At 37.9% G+C, this 20,815-nt stretch carries 15 protein-coding genes; 6 read left to right on the top strand and 9 right to left on the bottom strand.

All coding sequences use genetic code 11. The features are described from left to right. Nucleotide 1: 1 nt before the first annotated feature. The 3 genes from BFL47_RS08330 to murB all read right to left on the bottom strand — a co-directional run bounded on the left by BFL47_RS08330 (nucleotide 2) and on the right by murB (nucleotide 2,825). A complete protein-coding gene (locus tag BFL47_RS08330; protein WP_069659337.1) occupies nucleotides 2-973 on the bottom strand; it encodes a polyprenyl synthetase family protein in 972 nt (323 codons plus the stop codon). 172 nt (nucleotides 974-1,145) lie between these two features. After that, a complete protein-coding gene (locus tag BFL47_RS08325) occupies nucleotides 1,146-1,685 on the bottom strand; it encodes a sigma-70 family RNA polymerase sigma factor (RefSeq protein WP_069659336.1) in 540 nt (179 codons plus the stop codon). Nucleotides 1,686-1,808: 123 nt separating this feature from the next. Beyond that, nucleotides 1,809-2,825, bottom strand: coding sequence for a UDP-N-acetylmuramate dehydrogenase (gene murB, locus BFL47_RS08320; RefSeq protein ID WP_069659335.1), 1,017 nt, complete (start codon nucleotides 2,823-2,825; stop codon nucleotides 1,809-1,811). Between the two features lie 117 nt (nucleotides 2,826-2,942). Between murB and BFL47_RS08315 the strand changes: the two genes are divergently transcribed. The 5 genes from BFL47_RS08315 (at nucleotide 2,943) to BFL47_RS08295 (ending at nucleotide 10,502) form a co-directional block, all read left to right on the top strand. After that, a complete protein-coding gene (locus BFL47_RS08315; protein WP_069659334.1) occupies nucleotides 2,943-3,569 on the top strand; it encodes a TetR/AcrR family transcriptional regulator in 627 nt (208 codons plus the stop codon). A 637-nt stretch (nucleotides 3,570-4,206) separates the two neighbouring features. After that, nucleotides 4,207-4,821 carry a TetR/AcrR family transcriptional regulator gene (locus tag BFL47_RS08310; RefSeq protein WP_069659333.1) on the top strand — a complete coding sequence of 205 codons (615 nt, stop codon included), beginning with the start codon at nucleotides 4,207-4,209 and terminating at the stop codon, nucleotides 4,819-4,821. 68 nt (nucleotides 4,822-4,889) lie between these two features. Next, nucleotides 4,890-6,254, top strand: coding sequence for a TolC family protein (locus tag BFL47_RS08305; protein ID WP_069659332.1), 1,365 nt, complete (start codon nucleotides 4,890-4,892; stop codon nucleotides 6,252-6,254). A 4-nt stretch (nucleotides 6,255-6,258) separates the two neighbouring features. Continuing rightward, complete coding sequence (locus BFL47_RS08300; RefSeq protein WP_069659331.1) at nucleotides 6,259-7,326, top strand: efflux RND transporter periplasmic adaptor subunit; 1,068 nt, start codon at nucleotides 6,259-6,261, stop codon at nucleotides 7,324-7,326. Nucleotides 7,327-7,340: 14 nt separating this feature from the next. After that, nucleotides 7,341-10,502 (top strand): efflux RND transporter permease subunit, encoded by a 3,162-nt coding sequence (locus BFL47_RS08295; RefSeq protein WP_069659330.1) that lies wholly within the window; start codon nucleotides 7,341-7,343, stop codon nucleotides 10,500-10,502. 67 nt (nucleotides 10,503-10,569) lie between these two features. Here the strand turns inward: BFL47_RS08295 and lpdA are convergent, their stop codons facing one another. The 5 genes from lpdA to BFL47_RS08270 form a co-directional block, all read right to left on the bottom strand. Next, nucleotides 10,570-11,973 carry a dihydrolipoyl dehydrogenase gene (gene lpdA / locus BFL47_RS08290; RefSeq protein ID WP_069659329.1) on the bottom strand — a complete coding sequence of 468 codons (1,404 nt, stop codon included), beginning with the start codon at nucleotides 11,971-11,973 and terminating at the stop codon, nucleotides 10,570-10,572. A 49-nt stretch (nucleotides 11,974-12,022) separates the two neighbouring features. Beyond that, on the bottom strand, nucleotides 12,023-13,183 hold the full coding sequence (locus tag BFL47_RS08285; RefSeq protein ID WP_069659328.1) for a hypothetical protein: 1,161 nt from the start codon (nucleotides 13,181-13,183) through the stop codon (nucleotides 12,023-12,025). A gap of 262 nt (nucleotides 13,184-13,445) precedes the next feature. Next, nucleotides 13,446-14,999 carry a 2-oxoglutarate dehydrogenase complex dihydrolipoyllysine-residue succinyltransferase gene (gene odhB / locus BFL47_RS08280; RefSeq protein ID WP_069659327.1) on the bottom strand — a complete coding sequence of 518 codons (1,554 nt, stop codon included), beginning with the start codon at nucleotides 14,997-14,999 and terminating at the stop codon, nucleotides 13,446-13,448. A 24-nt stretch (nucleotides 15,000-15,023) separates the two neighbouring features. Then, a complete protein-coding gene (locus BFL47_RS08275) occupies nucleotides 15,024-17,816 on the bottom strand; it encodes a 2-oxoglutarate dehydrogenase E1 component (RefSeq protein WP_069659326.1) in 2,793 nt (930 codons plus the stop codon). A gap of 86 nt (nucleotides 17,817-17,902) precedes the next feature. Next, a complete protein-coding gene (locus BFL47_RS08270) occupies nucleotides 17,903-19,168 on the bottom strand; it encodes a deoxyribodipyrimidine photo-lyase (protein WP_069659325.1) in 1,266 nt (421 codons plus the stop codon). An 871-nt stretch (nucleotides 19,169-20,039) separates the two neighbouring features. On the opposite strand from BFL47_RS08270, the gene BFL47_RS08265 reads away from it, so the two are divergent. Continuing rightward, nucleotides 20,040-20,468, top strand: coding sequence for a CBS domain-containing protein (locus BFL47_RS08265; RefSeq protein ID WP_069659324.1), 429 nt, complete (start codon nucleotides 20,040-20,042; stop codon nucleotides 20,466-20,468). Between the two features lies 1 nt (nucleotide 20,469). On the opposite strand, the gene BFL47_RS08260 is transcribed toward BFL47_RS08265, so the two are convergent. Next, nucleotides 20,470-20,802 carry a (2Fe-2S) ferredoxin domain-containing protein gene (locus BFL47_RS08260; protein ID WP_069659323.1) on the bottom strand — a complete coding sequence of 111 codons (333 nt, stop codon included), beginning with the start codon at nucleotides 20,800-20,802 and terminating at the stop codon, nucleotides 20,470-20,472. Between the last annotated feature and the right edge of the window lie 13 nt (nucleotides 20,803-20,815).

Below are 20,815 nucleotides of genomic sequence, written 5' to 3'. Positions count from 1 at the left end.
ATTACTTCTTTCGCTCTGTTGTAAAGCGTACCACCTGCTCCAGGGCGATTTTAGAAGGGTGATCGGGGAAAGTGTTTAATACTTCAAAAGCCTCATCCTGAAAACGCAGCATCTGCATTTCCGCATAAGCAAGTCCCCCATTGTTTCTAACAAAAGAGATTACCTCTTCCACCTTTACCTTATCCTCATTATGATTTTTAACCAGGTTAATGATCCGTTGCCGCTCTGCTTTTGAAACTTTATTCAATGCATAAATAAGCGGAAGCGTTAGCTTCTTTTCTTTGATGTCGATCCCCAAAGGTTTCCCTACATCATCAGTTCCAAAGTCAAACAGATCATCTTTAATTTGAAAAGCCATTCCAATCTTTTCGCCAAACAAGCGCATCTTTTCTACTACGATGTCATCTGCTCCCGCAGAGGCTGCACCACAAGAACAACAAGAAGCAATTAAAGACGCTGTTTTCTGACGGATTACTTCATAATAAATCTCTTCGCTTATGTCCAGGCGACGCGCTTTCTCTATTTGAAGCAGTTCCCCTTCGCTCATCAGTTTAACAGCTGAAGAAACAATTTTCAATAATTGAAAATCATTATTGTCGATGGACAACAACAGACCTTTAGCAAGCAGATAATCACCTACTAACACGGCTATTTTATTTTTCCATAACGCATTTACAGAGAAAAAACCTCTCCTTTCATACGATGCATCTACTACATCATCATGCACAAGAGTAGCCGTATGTAAAAGTTCAACCAATGCTGCTCCTCTGTGGGTTGCCTCAGTTATTCCTCCACATAAGCTTGCAGAGAAGAATACAAAAATGGGTCTGATCTGTTTCCCTTTACGCTTTACGATATAGTGTGTAATTCGGTCAAGCAATGGAACTGAACTTTTCATGGAAGATTTGAATTTATCTTCAAATGATTCCAGTTCGTTCTCTATAGGTTTTTTTATTTCGTCTAACTTTGACATGAAGGCCTGAATACATGATCACCTGTTTATGGTATGCAGGTTAACTACAAACATACTTAATTATTATATAATCCTATGTTCAAACGATTATTTTCGTTCCTGAAATTTCATATGTAATAAAAAAACCCCAGATTAGATCCGGGGTTATGCATTTTGAGTTTGTTAATTTGAGTTAATCAGCCTCAGCATATATTGGTTTTTTAACACCATTATCATAAGGCTTTAAATTCTTTTTAAGCAGTTTCCTTGCTACATGGATCCGTGTTTTCACTGTTCCAATGGGAATAGATAAATGATCGGCAATTTCATGATATTTATGTCCTTCGAAATACATGCTGAATGGAACATAATATTCATCAGGTAATTTACCTAAAGCATTTTTTATGTCATCCATTATAAATTTCGATTCACCTTGATTTTTTGTGGATGAAAAAACAAGGTTAGCAGATGATATCTCGTCAGACTTGGTTACAAAAGAACTAATTTTTACAAAACGACGATAGTTGTTTATGAATGTATTTTTCATAATCGTATATAGCCATCCTTTTAAGTTCGTTCCTTCTTTAAATTTATTATAGTATGTAATAGCTTTTAGTAAAGTATCTTGAACCAAATCGTTAGCGTCATCAGCATCGTGGGTGAAATGCAATGCATACATTTTCAAAGAACTTGCCTGATGCATAACCATAGTGTTGAATTCGATCTTTGTCATATTAAAAAGTTTTAGAGATTAATAATATGATAACAATCACACAAACTCTATGCTAAAACTTTTGTTATCCACAGAAACCACCTTGAAAAAGGTAAATTAATACCGAATTAACGTTACCATAAACTATATCACATTCACTTCTCGCTCTAATATCACGCTAAATTTCTCATTTACATCATCAATAATCGATTGTGAGAAATTATATATCTCTGTACCCAAGGCGTTTCCAATATTGACTATAACTAATGCCTGGTTTTGCCATGTTGCGGTTTGACCAATTTGTTTCCCTTTCCAGCCACACTGGTCAATCATCCATCCAGCGGCTAATTTAATTGTACTATTTGGTAGACAATAGTGTACTATGTCTGGAAAAGCAGACTGTATTTGTTCAAATTGACTAGTATTTATAACAGGATTTTTAAAAAAGCTACCTGCGTTTCCTATCGTAGAAGGATCTGGAAGTTTGGCCACCCGAATATCAGCTACCACTTTGGAAACATCCTCTATAGTAGGATTGTGTATATCTCTTGCCTGGAGCTCCTGACTGATGGCACCATAGGAAATATTAATTTCCGCTTCTAAACTAAGCTTGAAGGTAACCGATGTAATCACTACCTGATTCTTAAGTTCTCTTTTGAAAATGCTATCCCGGTAATCAAAATGACAATCTTCATAGTTGAATTTCCTCATTTCTCCGGTTTCAATGTGATAACCTTTGCAGGAAAAAAATACATCTTTTAATTCAACACCATATGCACCGATATTCTGAACCGGCGACGCTCCTACAGAACCAGGAATTAGACTTAAATTCTCCATACCTGCAAAACCATTCGTCACACAATATTTCACAAGGTCATTCCATACCACCCCTCCTCCTGCCGTAACAAAAACCTGTGTACCTTTTATATTCTGGGTTACTCCCTGAATATTCATTTTTATGACAATCCCCTCAAAATCCTTAGTGAAAAGCAAGTTGCTTCCACCTCCTATTATTAACCGGGGAGTAGATTTCCATTTATCGCTTGAGAACAATTCCTCCAAATCTCTTTCTGTGTTGATTTCCGTGAACCAACGGGCGTAAACTTCTACGCCAAAAGTATTCATCCTTTTCAGGGAAACATTTTCGGTTATCAGGAGCATATTTATGTTTTAATGGCCGAATTTCGCATTTATAAATTATAATCCCCCAAAATAAAACCATCCTATATTTTGAAGATTATACCTGCATTAGGAAAATAAACTTTATTTTTGACTAACGTGGAAAACCAGGATAAGAAAAAGGACCTAATTATTGACGCTGCCCTTAAACGCTTTGCCCATTTCGGACTCTCTAAAACAACAATGACAGAGATTGCTACTGATTTGTCACTATCTAAAGCGCTGTTGTATTACTACTTTCCTGATAAAATTTCTCTGTACTCTGCAGTGCTCCAAAGCATAATTGAAAACATGGATCAGGAACTTCTGAAAGATGTGAGTCGTGCAACTAACAGTTTGCAAGCTCTTACTATTTGCCTGGACAAAAGACAAGATTTTATCCGTAAGTACTACAACCTCCTTGATTTTACTAAGGTTACAGGATCTGAACTTCCAGAAGGCCTTGCCTGTATGTTTACAAAAGCAAAAGATTCTGAAGTGACCGTTTTGAAAACAGTGCTGGAAATTGGAATCTCCGCAAGGGAATTCGAAGTATCTGATCTGGAAGAAACTGCCAGATTATTAAAGGATGCCTTATCAGGTATCTACTTTACAGTTTTAAAGAGACACACTCAAGCCTTTTTTCCCGAAAAGGAGCAATTTGATACGATACTGATCCGTCAGAAAAAACTAGGAGAAATATTTCTTAAGGGTTTAATGGTCCGCTCAGCTTTGGAGATCTGTTAGTTCATATAGATACTCCTATAAATTCTATATTGAACTTTTTATTAAAAGTCATGTAGCACTGGCTATAATTCTCATTTCTATTACCGCAGTTTTCCAACAACAAAAAGCTCGTTGGAAATAAAACTCCAATAGGTAATTTCCTTCCAAAGGAAATCAAGTGGATGAACCGATTGCAAAAACAGGCAAGCATCCATTTTTTTTTCTGCAAATGTAAAGCAGCTTAATTCTCCCTTTTTGTCATGCACTTTCAGTACAAAACACAGTCAGCTTTTTGTTAACCTCATATAAATAATTCCAGTAAGAATGCAATAAGAATCCCATATAAGTCCGACTGTAGGACCTTTAAGTCGGACTTTTGTCGGAAACTTACTAGTATAAATTTGCTATCAATTATAAACAGGTGAGTAACAAGTCCTGCATATAGCCCTAAAATAGCTATATTTTTTGCATAATTAGACCGATGGGATATCAGATTCCTACTAACAGATATACCTCCAAAATCGATATTGATCTTAAGTTTTATCATAAAAAGGTTAATTTTTTAAATATCTCTCAAAAAATGAATATAAAATTTGAGAATAAAGAATCTTACCTTATTTTTGACCAAATTATAAAAAAGGTCAGATAATTAAAACAGATGGGTGAGTTAGATAAGAAAAGGGAATTAATTGTAGAGAGTGCCATAAAACGTTTCTCTCATTTTGGCATACAAAAGACTACAATGAATGAAATAGCAGATGACATATCAGTTACTCAGCCGGCATTGTATTACTATTTCCCTGATAAAATGACGCTCGTTATTGCTGTGGTAGAACGTATAATGAACCAGTACTTTGAAGAATTGCATAAATGCATGGATGGCTTACAAAGTCTGGACGAAGAATTTTACTGCATACTTACTCTCCGCAAAAAGTTCATGGAAAGGTATTTCATGTTGAAATTAACTGAAGCGACCCAAGAGGTTGGACAGATCCACGATTCCTGCCAGCCAATTATGAAAAAGGCGCATATTAAAGAGGCGGCTTTCGTTACCGGCCTCTTAGAAAAAGCAGTTAACAATGGAAGTATTTCTAAAATAGACCCTCATAAAATGAGTGGATTATATATAGATGTGTTAACCGGCTTGAGCATGTTTGTTTTTATCACAAAGAACAAAAAACTATTTCCGGGAAATGAAGAGTTTGAGGCCATACTTACGAAACAAGAAGAATTTACCAAAGTCTTTATTTCAGGACTAAAAACCTCAAAATAACCAGGCAAATAAATTTCAATGAATGCCTGCATCTATAAATATATAAAAAGCAACAAGTACTGATACGAATGAACACACCGAAAAAGATCGCGGGAATAGCATTACTGCTGTTCCTTAGCGTAATCAATATGGGCAATATCCAAGCCCAGACTGTACAACTATCCTTGAAGGAAGCATTAACCTTTGCACTAAAAAACAATGTAACGATTAAAAAAGCCAGACTGGAAGCACAGAAAGGAAAAGAGATGACTACTGAGATCCGATCTGATGCCTATCCTCAAATTTCTGCCACTGGAAGTTTGAATGATAACTTGCAACTTCAAAAAAGTTTACTTCCCGGAGAGCTATTAGGAAAACCGGGAGAAGACGTATTGGTCGCTTTCGGTAAGAAGTACACCGCAAATGCACAGGTACAATTAAGTCAGCAGCTTTTTAACCAAAGTGTTTTTGTAGGTTTTAAAGCAGCCAAAACAGCGGAGGAATATTATAATTTGAACGTAGACCTGAGTGAAGAAAATGTATTGCAAATGGTTGCATCCTCTTATTATCAGGTATTGGTAAGCAGAGAGAAGATAGCTGCTGTTGAAGCAAACTTAAACTCCCTTAAAAAAACCGAAAAGATATTGGCTGATCAATTCAAGAATGGATTGGCTACACGTATCGACGTGGATCGAGTTAAGGTAAGTCTGACTAATATTCAGACCCAAAAAGACGAATTGGATAAAACAGCATTTCAGCAAGAAAATATGTTGAAATACTATATCGGCATGCCTATAGGCATAGCCATTCAAATTCCGAAAGAAGAATTGAACCAAATGCAGCAGAGTGCTTCTAATTTAACTGATACGGTAGATGTATCTGGTTTAACAGAGTACACGCTATTAAAGAAACAGGAACAGCTGCTGATTTTACAGAAAAAATCAAAAATTGCTGAATACTATCCTAAACTATCCTTTGTCAGCAACTATAGCAAAAGTGGTTTGAGCAATAAATTTGATCTTTTCAAGTCAGCTAGCACAGCGAGCTGGATACCTTCGTCGGCTATAGGATTAAATTTAAGTATCCCCATCTTTGATGGTTTTGGTAGGAGATCGCGAGTTAGGCAGTCGCAGATTGAAATTGATCAGTTAGGCGAGGATTTAAAGGACAACAGGCAATCACTCAACCTGGCTTATAGTAATGCTAAAGTGCAATTAGCAACAAGCGTCAACACGATTAGAAATCAGAATGAAAATCAAAGACTCGCACGTGAAGTATTCAACAGCACACAGAATAATTATAATAACGGTTTAGCTACATTAACCGATCTGCTTAGTTCAGAAACTTCACTAACTGATGCACAGAACAGCTACACCCAGGCTTTATTAAATTATAAACTGGCTGAAATACAATTAATGAAATCTAACGGTAATATCAAATCGCTCATAAACTAAGGACATGAAAAGAAATACTATAATTTCCATTATAGGAGTACTGGCAGCATTCGTAATAATCGGATGGGTACTGCAAAATAACAAGAAAAAAAATGCAGAGAAAACAGCAGTCGTAGCTGAAGGAAGTTCTGGTGCTGTAGCTGTAAGAACGGTTAAGGTTGGCAAAAAAGAAATTGAACTTGACTTTTCATCTAACGGAACATTTGAAGCAAATCAGCAATTAATACTTTCTGCTGAAAACTCCGGTAGAGTAACCCGTATAGCGGTTGACGAAGGTGACCGTGTAAGCAGTGGACAGGTTTTGGCCCGAATTGACAATGAACTTCTAAATGTAGATACAGAAACTGCTGATGCAAATTATGAAAATGCTGTACGTGATTTATCCCGTTATGAAAATGCATTTAAAACAGGTGGTGTTACTCGTCAACAATTGGATAACGCACGTTTAAAAGTGCGGACTACCCAAGCGTCTGTTCAATCATCAAAAAGGAAATCAAGTGATGCCAATATAAAGGCCCCCTTCTCCGGCGTAATCAACAAACGTTCTATTGAACAGGGATCTTATGTATCTCCCGGCACTGCTTTATTTGAAATTGTAGATGTTTCGAAGTTAAAGTTGAATGTTACAGCAAATGAGTCTCAGGTTGTGAATCTTAAAAATGGAGATATGGTGAGTATTAAATCGACTATTTTTCCAGACAAAGACTTTAAGGGAAAAATTAGCTTTATCGCTTCTAAAGCAGACAACAGTCTTAATTTCCCAGTGCAGATTGAACTGATTAACAATGGTACAAATCAATTAAGGGCGGGAATGTACGGAACAGCTGTATTTAGCTTTCCGCAACAGGCTGCCATTATTACGGTTCCAAGAGGTGCCTTTGTAGGCAGTGTGAACAGTAACAAGGTGTTTATGCTGGAAAACAACAATAAAGCGGTTGAGCGCAAGGTTGTATCCGGGCGAATAATTGGAGAGTCTGTTGAAATACTTGAGGGATTGAAAGTAGGCGAAACCATTATTGTGAGCGGTCAGATTAACCTGGTTAACGGAAGTCTGGTAGAGAATATTAAATAGAACAAATTGTCCTTATGAAAATTGCTGAAATATCAATAAAAAGGCCCACTATAGTGGTCGTACTGTTTACAGTACTGACCATACTAGGGTATATTAGCTATAGATCACTGAGTTACGAGTTACTTCCTAAGTTTTCTCCTTCTGTTGTATCTGTAACTACAATCTATCCGGGAGCATCTCCAAGTGAGGTGGAAAATACAGTAACTAAAAAGATTGAGGATGCGGTGTCATCCATGGAAAATATTAAAAAGTTAAATGCGACTTCATATGAAAGTTTATCGTCAGTTGTCATCACTTTAAATAGTGGTACAGATGTAGATTTAGCGTTGAATGATGCACAAAGAAAGGTTAACGCAATTTTATCACAGTTACCTGATGATGTAGAGGCCCCTTCTTTGAATAAGTTTTCATTGGATGACCTCCCCGTTATTACGATGTCATCAACCTCCAATATGGATGATGCTGCGTTTTACGACTTAATGGATAACCGTATTGTGCCAGCTATTTCCCGTGTGGACGGGGTTGCACAGGTCAACATTATTGGTGGACGTGAGCGTGAAATTCAGGTAAGCGTTGACGACAACAAACTTCAGGCTTACGGATTATCTTTACTTGATATTCAACAAGTGATCCAGAGTTCCAATTTGGATTTCCCAACAGGATCTGTGAAAACAAATAACAGAGATATCCTGGTAAGGCTTGCCGGAAAATACAGTAGTGTAGAAGAACTGCGAAACCTGGTAGTATCAGATAAAAATGGTATTCAGGTTCGTTTAGGAGAGGTTGCTGATGTTCAGGATGCACAAAAAGATGTAGAGAAACTGGCAAGGGTAGACCGGAAAGCGTCTATTGCCTTACAGGTAATTAAACAATCGGATGCGAATGCGGTAGAGGTGAGTAAAGGGATTCATGCCATTATCAGTTCTCTGCAGACGGATTACGCTAAGAATAATTTAAAGCTTACTATTGCTTCTGATAGCTCAATTTATACACTAGAATCTGCTGATGCGGTAATTCATGACCTTATACTGGCAGTTTTGCTGGTAGCATTCGTGATGCTATTTTTCCTTCATAGTTTGCGAAATGCGGCTATCGTGATGATTTCTATTCCGGCTTCGCTGATTGCGACCTTTATAGGGATTAAACTTTTAGGCTATACCTTGAACTTAATGTCGCTGCTAGGGTTATCTCTTGTGGTAGGGATCCTGGTAGATGATGCCATTGTGGTGTTGGAAAACATTTACCGGCATATGGAAATGGGCAAAAACCGTGTGAAGGCTGCCTATGATGCGACGAGTGAAATTGGATTTACAGTAATGTCCATTACACTGGTTATTGTGGTGGTGTTTTTCCCGATTGCCATCAGTACCGGGTTGGTTTCAGACATTCTTAGGCAATTTTGTGTGGTTGTAATTATAGCCACACTTTTAAGTCTGCTTACCTCCTTCACTATTGTTCCGTTATTGTCATCTCGTTTTGGAAAGCTGGAACACCTGCAAGGAAAGAATATGTTTGAGCGACTTATTCTTCGGTTTGAAAAAGGTCTTGATAAATTCACTGCATGGATTACAAGCATACTGAATTGGTCACTTGGACATAAGAAGACGATTTTATTGGGAACATTGGCATTGTTCTTTGCTTCTTTCGCATTACTTGCTACGGGCTATATTGGATCTGAATTTTTTCCAAAAAGCGATAGAGGTGAATTCATTGTACAAATTGAAATGCCTAAAGATGCTTCGATTGAGCAAACTAATCTGATGACTTCAAAAGCGGAAAATCTGCTCTCGAAGAAGGCAGAGATTATTCGTTTGATCACTACGGTAGGACAAACCAGCGATGGTATGGGTGCCAGTCAATCTACAGCCTATAAATCAGAAATAACCGTTCATCTTGTAGAAAGAAAAGAACGGGCAGATCAGTCGGATGTATATGCTGCGAAAATAAAGAAAGAGCTTTCATCTCAGTTAGCCGGAGCTAAAATTACAACTACACCAATCAGTATTTTGGGAAGTGCCGAAAGAGCTCCCATTGAAGTGATTGTAATGGGTCCTGATTTACCAAGTGTAATGGCCTATGCTCAAGTGGTAGAAGCTAAAGTAGCAAAAACCAATGGTACAACAGGTGTTAAGCTTTCTGTAGAAAGCGGAAACCCTGAAGTGAAGGTACAAGTAGACCGGGACAAAATGGCTTCATTAGGATTATCGCTTCAAACGGTAGGAGCTACTATGCAAACTGCATTCAATGGAAATACAGATAGTAAGTTTCGTCAGGGTGAATATGAATATGACATCAATATTCGCCTGGATGATTACAGCAGACAAAGCATCAACGACGTTAGAGGTCTTACTTTTATGAATAAGGATGATCAGCGGATCAGGCTGGAACAATTTGCTTTGGTTACTGAGGGATCTGGTCCAAGTCAGTTAGAACGTCAGGATAAAAGCACGAAGGTTTCTGTTCAATCACAAGTTGTTGGTCGTCCTTCCGGATCTGTATTCTCAGATATTGAGATCCAGATAAAGGATTTGAAAAGACCGTCAGGTGTGAGTTATAAATTTGGTGGTGACCAGGAAAATCAATCTGAAGGTTTTGGTACCTTAGGTGTGGCTTTACTGATGTCGCTAATTTTGGTTTACCTGATTATGGTGGCTTTGTATGATAACTATGTCCACCCGTTTGTTGTCATGTTTTCCATTCCACTGTCCGTTATTGGTGCCTTATTGGCTCTAGCTTTAACCAACAACTCCCTGAGCATCTTTACTATATTAGGGATGATCATGCTAATTGGACTGGTTGCTAAGAATGCGATTATATTGGTCGATTTTACGAATCAGCAGAAGGCCGAAGGTAAATCTACAAGGGAGGCTTTGATTTTAGCTAACCATGCGCGTTTACGTCCGATTCTGATGACCACTATTGCGATGGTTATTGGGATGCTTCCTATTGCTCTTGCATCAGGTGCAGGTGCCGAATGGAAGAATGGTTTAGCCTGGGTAATTATTGGTGGTCTGACCAGTTCACTATTCCTGACCTTAGTTATTGTGCCGGTTATCTATGAGGCTTTTGATAAGATCATGGGGAAATTAGGGTTCAATGAAAAAGGAGATGATATTGAGGCGATGATGGTTGAACCAGACCCTGATGAAAAAGAGGTATTGGAACATACCTATTAGTTAAAAGGATTTCTAACGAAAAAGCCATCAGAGTAACGTATATTCTGATGGCTTTTTTTATTGTGTTTTATATGTGGATTGGCCTATTGTCAGTAGCGGCTAAAGCCGCTTCTTTAAAGACTTCGGTATAGGTAGGATGAGCATGACTGATGCGTCCTATGTCTTCTGCAGATGCCCTGAATTCCATAGCAACGACAGCCTCTGCGATCATATCGGCAGCACGTGGACCAATCATATGAACACCCAATATTTCGTCTGTTACGGAGTCCGCAAGAACTTTTACTAATCCGTCCGTATCCATACTTGCGCGAGCACGTCCACTTGCTTTAAATGGAAAAGAACCCGTTTTATATTTCTTACCTTGTTTTTTCAACTCATCTTCCGTGTAACCCACACTCGCCACTTCAGGCCAGGTATAAACCACACCGGGAATCAAATTGTAATTGATATGAGGCTTCTGGCCGGCAATAGTTTCAGCAACAAAAGTTCCCTCCTCTTCTGCCTTATGGGCAAGCATAGCTCCTTTAATCACATCACCTATTGCGTAAACGCCTTTGACAGCTGTTTCCAGATGATCATCAACAGGAATCTTATTGCCACGGTCTTCTAATTTCAGACCGATTCGCTCTAATCCTAAATCTTTAGAATAAGCAGTTCTTCCAACGGCTACGATACAGTAATCGCCCTCAATTGTAACAGTCTCTCCTTTCGGATTTTCCGCAGTAACGGTAACGGTTTCACCGCTTACCAGAGCACCGGTAACTTTATGACTTAAAAGAAATTCAAACCCTATTTTCTTTAATGATTTCTGAAGTTCTTTACCCAATGTGCTGTCCATATTAGCGATAATAGAATCAAGAAATTCTACTACGGTAACTTTGGCGCCTAAACGAGCATAAACGGATCCTAATTCCAACCCTATTACTCCACCACCAATTACAATAAGGTGTTTGGGAACTTCGGGTAAGTTTAGCGCCTCAGTAGAAGTGATGATTCGTTTTTTGTCGATAGGAAGAAAAGGAAGAACGGTAGGCTTGGATCCTGTAGCGATAATCACATTTTTAGTGCTGATCGTTTCTTCGGTACCATCACTTTTACGGATCTTAATCGTGTTTTTATCTTCAAAAGAACCAACACCAATATGTGTGGTAATTTTATTTTTCTTCATCAGGTAGGCGATACCAGAGGTATTTTCCAGTACAACCTGATCCTTACGTGCAATCATCTGCTTCAGATCGACACTAAGATCGTTAATATTTATACCATGAGTTTTAAAGGTATGAGCCGCATTGTAAAAGTGTTCGGAGGAATCCAATAACGCCTTTGAAGGAATACATCCAACATTAAGACATGTTCCGCCGAAAGTTTCATATTTCTCAATAATAGCGGTTTTGAGTCCCAATTGGGCACAACGAATGGCAGCTACATATCCGCCTGGTCCGCTACCTATTACTGTAACATCGTATTGCATAGTTGTATTTGTTTAATCAAAGTTAATGTTCCTGTCCTTAATTTGCGCATCAAATAAGCGGATGTCGCTTGAATTCGGCATCTCTGTCAAACAGAAACCGATACGTATAATGTGTTTTATAAATTTTTGCTCCAATTTGTTCAGCCACATGCATCATCCGGGGATTAAAATCGCCGATCCAGTTCATCTGTACCTGTTCATAAACCTTTCTTTTCAACAAAGATTCGGAAGCAGCAACAATCATAGCGATTTCGACGCCCTTTTTTTGGTGTTGTGGTATGACACCAAAAACGAGTCCATACATGGTTTTGCAGTTGCCCATCCATTTGTTATAGAGCAAATGCATTTTGACTGTGAAGCTGAGCTTCCCTTTGGCGTATTTGACAAACAGCTGATTTAATTCGGGAATACTAAGAAAAAAACCGATCGGTTCATTCTTATAGTAGGCAAACCAGGCTATCTTTTCATCCATAACCGGCTTGAGTGAACGGATGAGATGATCTGCTTCTTGATTTGTCATTTCACCAATGCCTTCGTGGTTGACCCATGCGTTGTTATATATGGTTCTGAAGTCTGCTATGAATGTATTTAAATGGGCTTTATCAACCGTTTTGAAATGATAATCAGGATTTCTGAATATGCGTTCAGCTACTGCATAATAGACCTTATTCAGTCTTTCCATCACACTCCGGAGATAGGTATATTGTTTAAAAAAGACCTTAAATCCATAATTTTCAAAAAAGGACTGATAAGCCGGTAAGTTATAATTGCAACAATACGAGGGCGGATAAAAACCATCAACAAGGAGCCCCCACCACTTTTCGCGACTTCCAAGATTAACCGGACCATCCATTGCCTGCATACCTTTATCAAGCAACCACTTACGGGAGGCATCAAAAAGTATAAATGCAGACTTTTGGTCATTTATACATTCAAAAAAACCAATATTTCCGGTAGGCTGATCATAGTTGTATGCAGTTAGTTCATTAATAAATGCGGCTATTCTTCCAATGGTTTTTCCAGATGAATCCGTAAGAATCCATCTTATGCAATTGTCTTTTTTGTAGAATTTGTTGGTTTTATCGTGAAAAATAGATTCAATATCTTCGTCTAGAGGGCGAATATAATTTTTATCATTTTTATAAATATTTACCGGCAACTGCAAAAACTTCTGAATGAGTAGGGCACTATCAACTACTATTAACTTCATTTATAAAAGGATCATCATTATTTACAAACAAAATTATTACAGTTTTTATAATTAAGGACATTTATTTTCCTATTATAATCATGTAACAAATTTCCAAGTTGTATATCTTAATTAAACTGTACACATAAATCTGGTTTCGGGCGGTGCGGTCCGGAACCTTTTTTCTAATACAAAAAATCGGAATACTAAAAACAGCGTTTTTGCTCGATAAAAAGGGGCTACCTTCATTTAAAGATACCCCCTTTTTATTTTATACCCTGGTTTAAACCCCCAGAAGAAGTCTAGCCGGATCTTCAAGTAATTGTTTTACCCTCACTAAGAAACTGACTGACTCTTTTCCATCAATGATCCGATGATCATAAGATAGGGCGATATACATAATAGGCCTTATCACTACTTCGCCATTTAAGGCAATAGGTCGTTCCACAATATTGTGCATGCCTAATATAGCCGACTGTGGGGCATTGATGATTGGAGTGGACATCATTGAACCGAAAATACCACCATTAGTGATCGTAAATGTTCCACCAGTCATTTCCTCAATGGTCAATTTGTTATCACGGGCTTTTAAGGCCAATCCAAGAACAGCCCTTTCAATTTCTGCCAGGCTCATTGCGTCCGCGTTACGAATAACAGGAACGACCAAACCTTTAGGTGCTGAAACAGCTATGGATACATCGGCAAAATCGCTATAAACAATTTCATCATTTTCTATCCTGGCGTTTACTGATGGAAATTCTTTCAATGCCTCACAAACTGCTTTAGTAAAGAAGGACATGAAGCCAAGACCAACACCGTGCTTTTCTTTAAATTTATCTTTATATTTTGTTCTGAGGTCCATTACGGGCTTCATATCTACTTCATTAAAAGTAGTTAACATCGCGGTTTCACTCTTAACGGCAATAAGACGCTTGGCAATGGTTTTCCGCAAAGAAGTCATTTTTACTCTTCTTTCGTTACGTGATCCGGAAACAACTGCCGCCGGAGCTGCAACTGGTTCCGCTTTCTTAACGCTTTGCTGAGGTACGGTTTTTTGAGCATTTACTGCATCTTCTTTGGTAATGCGTCCCGATACACCTGTTCCTGCAACTGATGCTGGATCTATTCCTTTTTCTGAAAGGATTTTACCAGCAGAAGGAGACGGTGTTCCTGATGCATAATTAGGCGATTTGTCGGCCGTAGCTTTGGCTTCTGCTGTTTCTGGTTTAGGGCTTGATGAACCCGCTGATCCTGAAGTAATAGCACATACTACTGCTCCTATTGCTAAGGTTGCTCCTTCTTCAGCTATTTGTTTTACAATTCCTGCGGTTTCTGCAGTAAGTTCGAACGTGGCTTTATCTGATTCCAATTCGGCAATCTGCTGATCCATTTCCACACTTTCACCATCTTTAACCAGCCATTTTGACAAGGTTACTTCAGTAATCGACTCCCCTACAGGTGGAACTTTAATTTCTAAAGTTGTACCACTATCAGTTGATTCTGGTTTGGAAGAACCTTCTGCTTGATCTGCTGGTGCGGTTACAAGTGTTGCTGCTTCAGCCGAAGCAGGAGCTGCTGACGCTTCCGGGGACTTGCTGGCTGCTCCCTCTTCGATAGTACAAACTACTGCACCTATTTCTAGTGTATCACCCTCTGCAGCTGTTATTTTTAAAGTTCCGGCAACTGATGCTGTTAATTCAAAAGTTGCTTTATCAGATTCAAGTTCAGCAATAACCTCATCCATTTCAACATAATCACCATCCTTTTTTTTCCATTGCGATAAGGTTACTTCTGAAATAGATTCGCCTACAGGCGGAACTTTGATCTCTAAACTCATAATTTGTATATATTTTAAAAAGGGTTAATCTATGTCAACTACTTTTTTGGTAGTTTTAATTACTGACTTCTTTATCTCTTTACCTGCTAAATCTTCAAACGCTTTACCAATAATATAAAGCTGTTGAGAGATATGTTGTTTAGCATATCCGGTAGCTGTACTGCTGCTTTCTTTTCGGGATATTACCTGAAGATTAACATCAATACTTCTAAACTTTCTGCATAAGAAAGGCCATGCTCCCATGTTTTCAGGCTCTTCCTGTACCCAATAGAATTCTTTTGCTTTATTATACTTGTTCTGTATGCCCTCCAGCTGCTTTATTGGCAAAGGATAAATCTGCTCTAATCTAACAATAGCTACATCATAACGCGAGTCTACTTTTTGTTTTTCTCGTAAATCATAATATACCTTACCTGTGCAAAATACAACCCGCTTTACTGCATTGGGTTTAACGATGCTGTCATCAATTACTTCCTGAAATCGCGCTTCTGTAAATTCCTCAATTGTGCTTACGCATAATGAATTCCGAAGTAAACTTTTAGGCGTAAAAACAACAAGTGGTTTACGGAAATCACGTTTTAGCTGACGACGAAGTAAATGAAAATAGTTGGCTGGTGTGGTGCAATTAGCAACCTGGATGTTATAATCTGCGCATGACTCCAGAAAACGCTCCATTCTTGCTGAAGAATGTTCGGGTCCCTGTCCTTCATATCCATGTGGAAGTAATAGCACAACTCCATTGGAACGTTGCCATTTTGTTTCTGCACTAACCAGGTATTGGTCAAGAATGATCTGTGCTCCATTTACAAAATCGCCGAACTGTGCTTCCCAAATCGTTAATGAATGTGGATTAGCTAATGCGTAACCATATTCAAAGCCTAAAACACCGTATTCGGATAAATGTGAGTTATAGATATCAAACTTGGCCTGCAGATCTTGATTTTTTAATTGTTGTAATGGGATAAACTCCTCTTCGGAATCTTCAATTTTAACTACCGCATGGCGATGAGAAAAAGTACCTCTTTCGACATCCTGTCCGCTTAGCCTAACCCTGAATCCTTCACTTAATAAAGTACCATAAGCTAAAAGTTCGCCCATAGCCCAATCCAGTGAGTTATTCTGAACCATTTTTCTTCGGTCTTCAAAAAGCTTTTCGATTTTACGGAAGATCTTTTTATCGGATGGTAATGTGGTAATGGTTTGGGCGATGGATAATAACTCTTCCTTTGTTACAGCAGTATCCGGACTGACATCAAAGTCTTCGGGTTTAGACATTCTCACTCCTGTCCATGCGCCTGAAAACATAACGTTAGGTTGATACACGTTACTTTCTTTGGATTCATTCAAACGCTCCTGAAGTAAGCTTCGGAAATCCTTTTCCATTTCTTTAGCCAGACTTGCATCAACTGTTCCACTTTCCAGAAGTTTCTTATTATAAATTTCTCTAGGATTTGGATGCTGCTCTATCGCTTTGTAAAGTAAGGGCTGGGTAAATTTAGGCTCATCTGCTTCATTGTGTCCGTATCGGCGATAACATAAGATATCGATGAATACATCATTTTTATATTTTTGACGATATTCTAATGAGATATTAATAGCATAGATTAGTGCTTCTACATCATCTCCATTGACATGAAAAACAGGAGATAGTGTAATCTTTGCAAGGTCTGTGCAATAGGAAGACGAGCGAGCGTCTTTGTAATTGGTAGTAAAGCCTACCTGGTTATTGATGACAAGATGGATGGTACCGCCTGTTTTATAACCATCCAATTTAGCCATTTGCAACACTTCATATACAATTCCCTGCCCTGCTATTGATGCGTCACCATGGATTAATATAGGTGCTAGTCGGGAGTTGTCTCCATCATATTTGAAATCTATTTTAGACCTGCTTATTCCTTCAACGATAGGGTCTACCGTTTCAAGATGAGAAGGATTTGGACAAAGACTTAAATGAACCTTCTTTCCTGCCTTGGTTTGAACATCAGTAGAGAATCCAAGATGGTATTTCACATCACCTCCGTAAGGTTTAGTTTCATCATATCCTTTACCTTCAAACTCTGCAAAGATATCCTTATACGTTTTGTGCATGATATTAGCCAGGACGTTGAGGCGGCCACGATGTGCCATACCGATCACGAACTCTTCAATGCCAAGATCGGCACCTCTTTCAATGACAAAGTCAAGAACCGGAATTAAACTTTCGGCACCTTCAAGAGAGAAGCGTTTCTGTCCCAGGAATTTTGTACCCAGAAAACTTTCGAATACAACTGCTTCGTTGAGCTTTTTTAATATTTGCTTTTTGGTGTCTAATGTTAAGTTTGGGGTATTTCTTTCGGACTCCATCCTTGTCTTAAACCAATTCAGTTTTTCCGGATTACGTATATAAACGAATTCGGCGCCAATAGAACGGCAATAAGTTTCCTCCAATAAAGCTTGAATTTCGCGCAACTTAACCGGACCTAAGCCAACTTCAATACCAGCATTGAAGACAGTATCGAGATCGTCGTCGCTTAATCCAAAAGTTTCAAGCTCTTTACCAGGAAAATATTTACGTCGCTCCCTTACAGGGTTTGTATTGGTAAATAGGTGTCCGCGTTGCCGGTATCCATAGATCATGTTCATCACATTGATCTCTTTAAGCAAATTTTGTGGTGTTTCACCTGCACTAATCGTTTCTGATCCTTTTCCAAAATCAAATCCTTCAAAAAACTTCTGCCAGCCAAAATCGATTGATCCCGGATTTTCTTTATATAACTGGTACAGAGAATCTATGTAAGAGGAGTGTGCATTACTAAGGTATGACAGATTGTCCATGAATATCAAATCTTAAGATGGGTCAAAAATAAAAGTTTAACCGTATATATGAGAAAGTATTTAATTCTAATATTGTTTTTTTTGTATCAGGCTGATTTATTATGCTCCTGCAAATAAATTAATCTATTTTTTATATGTTGATCTTCAATAACTTCTTCCTTAGCAGGATTTGCATACTTTCCGTAAGCTATTACACCACAGGCAATTGCCCAGTTACCCCAATCAATTGCGGGAGAAAAATCAATTGCCTTTTCTTCAAAGTAAGCTGACCCGGCAGGCCATTGTACTTTTAACTTTTTTATTAAGTAAGCGGAGACGAATGATTTACAAATACTATTGATATAACCCGTAGCATTAAGTTGTTGCATGCAGGCATCCACAAGAAGCTCACCTGTATGGCCTTCTTTCCAGTTTATAAATTTCAATTTTTCAGCAGGTTTAAGTTTTTTTGAGCTCATCTCCAATACAGGACCATGTTTTTTTAACATAAATCTATTAAAGTCTCTCCATTGTAATTCTATGATAATTTTTATACTTAGATCTGATTTGGGTGGTAGTTTTTCTTTCACTTTCCAGTAGACTAAGCGCGGAGACAAACATCCCAGTGAAAGCCAGGGGGACAACACTGCTGAATTGCACTTATTCGGATTTAATACCCCAAAATCCGAAAATGGCATTTCTAAAAGTTGATTCATAATTTCAAGTGCTTTTTTTTCGCCACCTGTATAGAGCAAGTCACTTTCAATGTCAGTAGCAGAACTTATCCCTAAATTTTCCATAAGTGGCAATGGCCCCCATTCTACATCTAAGGGCACCTCCAATTTATCGGGAGATTCAAAACCTCGACGAACAATACTTTCCCGCTCTATTTTTTTCTTAAAAATCAAGAAATCATTCGGTATATTTTTAATTGGAAATGGAAGGTCTTGTTTATGAAACATGGTATGTCCGATAAAATGCTTCAGGTTAATTTTCATTTTCCAAAGCGCATCTTCAACATGTGCTGAAATTTCAGTTTCTTCGTTTGCTACTTCCCGATGATGATACACCTCTGATATACCATATTGTTTACACAACTCGGGAAGTATATCTTCGGGTTTCCCAATTCTAATGATGAGATTACCCCCACGCTCTCTAAATGCTTCTCTGAGACTTTCAACGCTTTCTAATAAAAACTTTGTCCTGTAATAGCCGCTTCTTAATGTACCATAACTTGTTTCGGTAAAATATCTGGGGTCAAAGCAATAAACAGGCAATATTCTACCAGCTCGATTCACTGCCTCTATCAGCACTTCGTTGTCGTGTATTCTCAGATCATTGCGAAACCAAATTAGGATAGTCTTCTCACTCATATCCTCCTTATATTGATTGGATGCAAATTAGTTAAAAAAAAATTGTAAGATCAGTGCTTACCTATATTATAGCCTAATCTTTACATCTTTTTAACAATCAAAAGACAGACCTTATTCTTCTCCATCATCCAGCTGCTCAAGATTAGCTTTTCAGACTAACATTAAGGACCTTGCATTGAAAAAGATCTCGTTATAAGCCTTTTCAATTCGCTAGGCAGCTTTACAAAAATTCGCACACTGAATTTTGTCCGCTATATATTGTCGAAACTAACAAGTTTGAAACATTTCAACCGCAATTTCTACATGATTTTCTTCCGTCGTAAATTTGTTGAAACTAACGAGGTTGAAACATCTTAACCGAAATTTGTACATGATTCTCATCTGCTATATATTATCGAAACTAACGAGTTTGAAACATTTCAACCGCAATTTCTACATGATTTTCATCCGCTATATAATATCGAAACTAACGAGTTTGAAACATTTCAATCGCACTTTCTACATGATTTTCATCCGCTATATATTATCGAAACCAACGAGTTTGAAACATTTCAATCGCACTTTCTACATGATTTTCATCCGTCGTAAATTTGTTGAAACTAACGAGGTTGAAACATTTCATCCGTTACTGGGGCTGATCCTTGAGACCTGTTTTAATCCATTTTAAATATTACCTTTTCATATATTTCTTAATCAAGAAATGGCAGTTTCAGGACCTGCTTTTAGCACTTTCCTAGGTTCAATTTTAGTTAAAATTGCTATCTAAAAAACTTGACCACATGCTGTAAGAATAATTTTATTTTTAAAATATCTCCAAATTAAATTTAATAATTGCATGAATTTAACTTAAATTTATGCAAAACAACCCTTTATGAAGACCGTAAACAACATTTTAAAACAAAAACCATCTCATCTGTTCTCAATAAATTCATCGATATCAGTATTTGATGCGCTAACAGTAATGATGGAAAAGAACATTAGCGCACTACTAATAATCGAGCAAGATCAACTCAAAGGAATTTTTACTGAGAGAGATTATGCACGAAAAATTGTACTGCAGGGTAAATCTTCAAAAGATACGCAGGTACATGAAGTAATGACGGCTAATCCGCTAACTATTTCTCTTAATGATGGGCTGGAATATTGCATGAATCTAATGACTGACAAGCACATCCGCCATCTTCCTGTTATTAACGATGGAAAAGTAGTCGCAATGATTTCAATAGGCGATTTGGTAAAAGCAATCATTGATTCGCAAAAAGACACAATTAAACAACTGGAAGGATATATTAATAGCTAAATCACGATTTTAATTCGCGCAGTTTATCGAAGTCCATTACAAGCCGGGAAACGATTCGATTATGCTCTAAATGTTCAGTAACGATTTCATCAACATCCTCTAACTGTACATGAGCATAAAAAATACCTTCTGGATAAACTACCAATGAAGGGCCCATTTCACAGGCTTCCAGGCAACCTGTTCTTTGTGCCCTTATTTCAGTTTGAAGTCCTTTATCTTTAATTGCCTTCTTGAAAGCGGCGACTAAAGCCAAACCATGACTTTCCCCACAACATACCCTGGAACCCTCAGGACGTTGATTGGTACATATAAAAATGTGTTTTGCGTATAACATATCAAACAAATGT

This window comes from Arcticibacter eurypsychrophilus (assembly GCF_001730525.1).
Classification (GTDB): Bacteria; Bacteroidota; Bacteroidia; order Sphingobacteriales; family Sphingobacteriaceae; genus Arcticibacter; species Arcticibacter eurypsychrophilus.
The sequence above is the reverse complement of the archived record's forward strand: the minus strand, read 5'-3'. Positions and strand labels throughout refer to the sequence as shown.

Bases quoted from the DNA above. Each gene is read 5' to 3' on its own strand.
- lpdA (WP_069659329.1), bottom strand. From the start codon at position 11,973: ATGCAATACGATGTTACAGTAATAGGTAGCGGACCAGGCGGATATGTA.
- murB (WP_069659335.1), bottom strand. From the start codon at position 2,825: ATGCTCCTGATAACCGAAAATGTTTCCCTGAAAAGGATGAATACTTTT.
- BFL47_RS08285 (WP_069659328.1), bottom strand. From the start codon at position 13,183: ATGAAGTTAATAGTAGTTGATAGTGCCCTACTCATTCAGAAGTTTTTG.
- BFL47_RS08300 (WP_069659331.1), top strand. From the start codon at position 6,259: ATGAAAAGAAATACTATAATTTCCATTATAGGAGTACTGGCAGCATTC.
- BFL47_RS08330 (WP_069659337.1), bottom strand. From the start codon at position 973: ATGTCAAAGTTAGACGAAATAAAAAAACCTATAGAGAACGAACTGGAA.
- BFL47_RS08325 (WP_069659336.1), bottom strand. From the start codon at position 1,685: ATGACAAAGATCGAATTCAACACTATGGTTATGCATCAGGCAAGTTCT.
- BFL47_RS08310 (WP_069659333.1), top strand. From the start codon at position 4,207: ATGGGTGAGTTAGATAAGAAAAGGGAATTAATTGTAGAGAGTGCCATA.
- BFL47_RS08265 (WP_069659324.1), top strand. From the start codon at position 20,040: ATGAAGACCGTAAACAACATTTTAAAACAAAAACCATCTCATCTGTTC.
- BFL47_RS08275 (WP_069659326.1), bottom strand. From the start codon at position 17,816: ATGGACAATCTGTCATACCTTAGTAATGCACACTCCTCTTACATAGAT.
- BFL47_RS08260 (WP_069659323.1), bottom strand. From the start codon at position 20,802: ATGTTATACGCAAAACACATTTTTATATGTACCAATCAACGTCCTGAG.
- BFL47_RS08295 (WP_069659330.1), top strand. From the start codon at position 7,341: ATGAAAATTGCTGAAATATCAATAAAAAGGCCCACTATAGTGGTCGTA.
- BFL47_RS08270 (WP_069659325.1), bottom strand. From the start codon at position 19,168: ATGAGTGAGAAGACTATCCTAATTTGGTTTCGCAATGATCTGAGAATA.
- BFL47_RS08305 (WP_069659332.1), top strand. From the start codon at position 4,890: ATGAACACACCGAAAAAGATCGCGGGAATAGCATTACTGCTGTTCCTT.
- odhB (WP_069659327.1), bottom strand. From the start codon at position 14,999: ATGAGTTTAGAGATCAAAGTTCCGCCTGTAGGCGAATCTATTTCAGAA.